Genomic DNA, 5,026 nt, shown 5'->3' with positions numbered 1-5,026 from the left:
GCAAGTTTGCACGGCGATTTGTTTCAGGCGGCCGCCCAGGGCGATGCACAGGATATTAAGCGGCATATTGACTCCGGGGCGGATGTCAATGCTGTTGATGATGACCAGAATACAGCTTTACACCTGGCTCTTGCTGCAGGACACAAAGATGCAGCAGAAACACTGCTCAAGGCAGGTGCCAACGTTAACGCCCTGAATAAAAGACATGAAACTCCATTGCACAAGGCAGCCATGACTGGTGAAGAAGATCTGCTGGAAATTTTACTGGAAAATGGTGCGGAGATTGAAGTGCCTGACAGACATGGTTTTACTGCATTGCACGTGGCTGTTGTCTTTGGGAATACAGGCATAGCTGATAAACTGCTGGAACTGGGAGCAGAACTGCAAGCTCAGCAGATCGGTCTGGAATTGATGTTTGAAGCAGTATACCAGGGACAGATTCCTGGCCTGGAATATCTGCTGGAGCACGGCGTAAGCATAAACGCCCAGGATGAGGATGGCTGGTCTGTCCTGCATGTAGCTGCTTACGAGGTTGGCAATCCAGAAATAGTGGACTACCTGATAAGCCGCGGTGCTGATATTGACCTTGAGGATGCCCAGGGCCATACGCCTTTGGACCTTGTAGGTGAAATTATTTCCCATGAGATATATCTGAACATAGCCGAGATGTTGATTGCTCACGGTGCAAAAGCAGATCCCCGGGTCATGGGCTGGCCGGAGCTTCGTATTGCAGCTGTTCGAGGTGAGGTTGACCAGGTCAGGCAGGTGCTTGCAGACAGCCCGGAGCAGTTGACCGAGGATGAGGACTGGGCCTGGCCCATCCTTCATTCAGCTGCCAGGGCAGGGCGTGCAGATGTGCTGGAAATACTCATAGAAAGCGGCGCGGACCTTGAATACAGTATAGGTTGGGGCGCGCATTATACACCCCTTGTCTCAGCTGCTATGGAGGGCAAGCGGGATGCTGTGCAGGTTCTGCTGCAAAAAGGAGCGGATCCTGATCCTCTGCAGAGGATTTTATTGAGTGCCATCGGTCATAACCGGGATATGGAAATCTTGACTAAGTTTGCAGAGGCCGGAGTGGATCTTGATGCTGGATCTGATTCCTGGGACTCGCCTTTGTTTCAGGCCCGGGACCAGGAAATGATGCAGCACCTTCTTGACCTGGGAGCAGACGTAAATGTGCGTAACCTGCATGGAGAGACCCGGCTGCATGTGGCTGTTGCAGATAAAAAATCCGAATTGACCGGGCTTTTGCTTCAATATGGTGCTGATCCTGACCTGCAGGACCATGATGGTAATACTTCCCTGCATCTTGCTGTAAAAGAAGGACATGTGGCCATGGCCGCCCTTCTGCTGGAAAACGGTGCTTCTGCGGACGTCACCAATGATGAGGGCCTAACTCCTTTGCAGGTTGTGGAAGAAAATACCTGGATATCCAACAGGTCTGAACTGCTGGATCTGCTTGCTGCACTGCTTCCAACAGCGGATCTGGTCTGGAAGTTCGGAACCGGCGGTCCAGTTGACTCTTCAGCAAGGTATTCCAATGGACATATCTTCATAGCAGGCCAGGACAATTACCTTTATTCCCTGGACCAGGCCACGGGCAGCAAAATCTGGAGCTTTAAAACCGCAGATACAATCTTTTCCTCCCCTGCAGTAGTCGAGGGTGTGGTCTATACAGGGAGCCTGGACGGATTCTTGTACGCTGTCCACCAGGAGACCGGTGAAGAAAAATGGAGGTTTAATGCCGATAAAGACATAGTTTCTTCCCCTTACCACTGGGAAGGATCAGCCTTTATCAGCAATCTTCAGGGGGATGTCTTTGCTGTAGACGCTGAAACCGGCGACAAGATCTGGAAATTTGAGTCCGGCAGCAGAAGCATATCTTCTGCAGTGATACTGGATGGTGTTGTCTATTTCGGCAGCGGAGATGGAGAACTGATTGCCCTGGACGGCAAAAACGGTGAGAAGCTCTGGAGCTTTGAAACTGAAGCAGAGATTTTATCTTCTCCGGCTTTGACGGAAGATATGGTCGTTGTCGGAGACTGGCAGGGAAACGTTTATGCACTGGATGCTGAATCCGGCCAGGAACTCTGGAGTACCCAGGCCGGCAGGGATCTTTTGACAGTTCCTGTGATTGCACGGGACAGGATTTATGTGGGAAGCCTTGAAGGGTATATGTATGCTCTGGACCTGCATACCGGTAAAGAGATCTGGAAATTTGATTCGGGAGGGGGGATTCAGTCAAGCCCTGCAATGGCGGGAAACACCCTCTATTTTGGTGATTCAAAAGGCATCCTTTATGCACTGGACAGCGAATCAGGCCGGGAGAAATGGAGATTCTCAGCCCTGGCAACGATTATCTCCTCGCCTCTGATACTTAATGACATTGTCTACTTTGGAAGTTATGACGGACACGTATATGCAGTGAGTTACCAGGAGTAAGGCAGACCGGTGCGATCGCTGCATGTAAAATACTTGAAAACTGCCGGGATGATGCTGGCCTGCGCTCTTTTCCTGCTTTATTTGAGCGGCTGCATCATGCAGATGCTTTATGGTGATATGCCCGACACACTGGAAAGTGCTCCCGGGGTTTATGCCCTGGAAGGGCTGAATTCTCCTTATGACGATTTTAACGCGGTGGCTGTCCCTCCTCCCCTGAAAATGGATTCCTTTATAGTATTTGCCAGCAATGCCGCTTCCAAAGGGCAGGCTTTTTCCCTGGAAACAGGCCGGGTGCAAATCACCCAGAAACCATATTCCAGTCGAAAAAAAGAGCTGCCGCCGCCTTTGATCATTGCCGGCGAAAGAGCAGGACCTTTTGCCCCTGCCCCTGAGTCAGCCGGCAACCATCTCGGCCCCACCCCGCTGGTTTCCAGTTTTGTACCTGAGCGTCCTTATGACGAGGTTTACAACTATTATCGTTCCCTGGGTTTGGATCCGGACAGGGAGCCCAAGCCCTGGCCCTTGAGACTGACCCTGGATAAAGAATCCTTGCCCTGGAACGAAAAGGGTGAGTTGTCACCCGGCGGGGTCTGGATGTTTGATTCGGACAGGGATGGCAAACGCAACTTATATTTTCTGGATGACAACAATGAGCCAAGGCCTTTTTCTGGCAATGAGCCAGGGGCAGATGATGCTTATGCAACATATGATTTCAAGCGCCACGTGCTCTACTTCAGTTCCAACCGCAGCGGACGTTTTCAGATTTATCGCTTCCAGAATACTTCGCAGGATACAGACTTCAGTCGGTGGCTCGGGGACGTCTCTCTGGCTGAAAAAATCGAACCAGCAACGGAGTTCACTGCCCAGGGCAATACTTTGGCTCCATATATTGAGGGTAATCTGTTGGTTTTCGCCTCTGACCGGCCCGGCGGCTACGGAGGGTACGATGTGTACGCCTCCCGCTATGAAGACGGCAGATGGCAAAAGCCCTTCAACATGCAAAAAATCATGCCCCGGGGTGTGGAACTCAATACAAAGGCCAATGAATTCAGACCATCCATTATGACCATGTCTCTGAAGGGTTATCAACAGCTCAGGCTGCTGATTTTTTCCTCAGACCGGCCGGGTGGAAAAGGTGGATATGACCTTTATGTGACCGCCTTGCCTCAAGAATAGTGATGCAGGGAGTTCAGTTCATTTCAAGCAGGCATGGAGTTCTCTTTATGCCAGCTGCGCACTATATGTAATTCAGCTGGTTACCTCCAAGGAGCGGGTACACCTTTTACCTTGTGGAAAAAAGTATGCTGAAAAAATTATTTATGTGCCTCATGGGCCTGGTCCTGCTTCTGGCCTGGTGGTATCCGGCCCAGCACCTGGTGCGCATTGAGCCGGTGGACCTGGAGAGTCGCTTTGAGCGTTTTAAGAACCCTGCGTGGATGGGCATCACCCCAACTTTCGGCCTTCCACTGGAAATGACCGGCGGCAACAGGCAGGATGTATCTTTTGAACAGTTCCGGTCCGCTTTTATGCAAGCAGCTGATGTGATCCTTGCAGCTGATTCTAAGTCATGGAGTCCTCTGGCGGACAAATTAAGCAGTCAGGGTCAGGTATACCTGGGGCCTGAGCAATGGCCCCTGCCCTGGCCGGCAGAATACCGGGGACCCCGGACGGCTGTTCTGGAAAAGGAAGAAGACATACAACTCCTGCAGCTGGCCTGGCTGGGACCACAGGATGTCTTCGGGGCCGATCTGGGCTGGCAGGACAGGCATCCCCTGCGTCTGTTTGCCACGCTTGCGGGGTTGGTCATGCTTGCAACTGCCGGTCTGGCCTGGAGCAGAAGCAACACGGATCTTATGCCCAGCGCATCAGACAGCAGGATCGGGACAACTCTGGCCTGCTGCCTGGGTCTTATTCTTGTGGGTGCGGCCATGATCTGCATGCCCCATCTTTACGGGATATGGGGCAGGGGTGATCTGGGTTTTGCCGCTTTTTTCGTGGGCCTTTTCCTGTGTTTGAGCGGAGCGCTCAGCGCCCTGGTTTTTCTTGGACCCTATAAGTATATCCAGGCTCTTTTGCAGGGAGAAAAGCGCCTGATTAAGTGGAACTACACCCCTGCGGAATGGCAGAACTTTGTCCATTCGCAGTACGATATAGAGCGCGGGGATATGCTGCAGAAGCTGGCTTTTATAGGCCTTGTACTCCTGGCCGCAGCCCTGGTGGTCTCCTGGCTGGCCGGGGTGCTGGCAGTGATGATCATAAGCGGGGTGTTTTTTGCGCTTGTCTTCACCGCCGTATCAGTTCCGGTGTTTTCCCGGCGGCGTCTCCTGCGTGGCCCTTTTGAGGCCCACATAGGACTCAAGGGCCTGTACCTCGGGGGGCAGACCCACACCTGGACCGGCTTCTTTCACAGGTTTCAGTCAGCCGCGGTGGAAACCGGGGCCAACCCCTGCCTGGTCATCCATTATTTCCAGCTGGGCCACGGGGGCGGGGATATCCTGGTGCGCGTGCCCGTTCCTGCCGGCAGGGAGCAGGAAGCAAGGCAGGCTGCCCAGGACCTGGAGAGTGCGTTTGTCTGAGTGAG

The 5,026-nt window shown here is 52.8% G+C and carries 3 protein-coding genes; all 3 read left to right on the top strand.

All coding sequences use genetic code 11. From position 1 onward, the window contains the following. Nucleotides 1-2,445 (top strand): ankyrin repeat domain-containing protein (locus tag D5S03_RS09500; RefSeq protein WP_287043691.1); only part of this gene is annotated, 2,445 nt, incomplete at its 5' end. A 9-nt stretch (nucleotides 2,446-2,454) separates the two neighbouring features. After that, entirely contained in the window at nucleotides 2,455-3,621 is a 1,167-nt protein-coding gene (locus D5S03_RS09495) for a TolB-like translocation protein (RefSeq protein WP_287043689.1), read from the top strand. Between the two features lie 125 nt (nucleotides 3,622-3,746). Further along, nucleotides 3,747-5,021, top strand: coding sequence for a hypothetical protein (locus D5S03_RS09490; RefSeq protein WP_287043687.1), 1,275 nt, complete (start codon nucleotides 3,747-3,749; stop codon nucleotides 5,019-5,021). The last annotated feature ends 5 nt before the right edge of the window (nucleotides 5,022-5,026 follow it).

Origin of the sequence: Desulfonatronospira sp. MSAO_Bac3, assembly GCF_003838035.1 — a bacterium.
Classification (GTDB): domain Bacteria; phylum Desulfobacterota; class Desulfovibrionia; order Desulfovibrionales; family Desulfonatronovibrionaceae; genus Desulfonatronospira; species Desulfonatronospira thiodismutans.
This window is presented reverse-complemented; position numbering and strand designations above follow the sequence as displayed.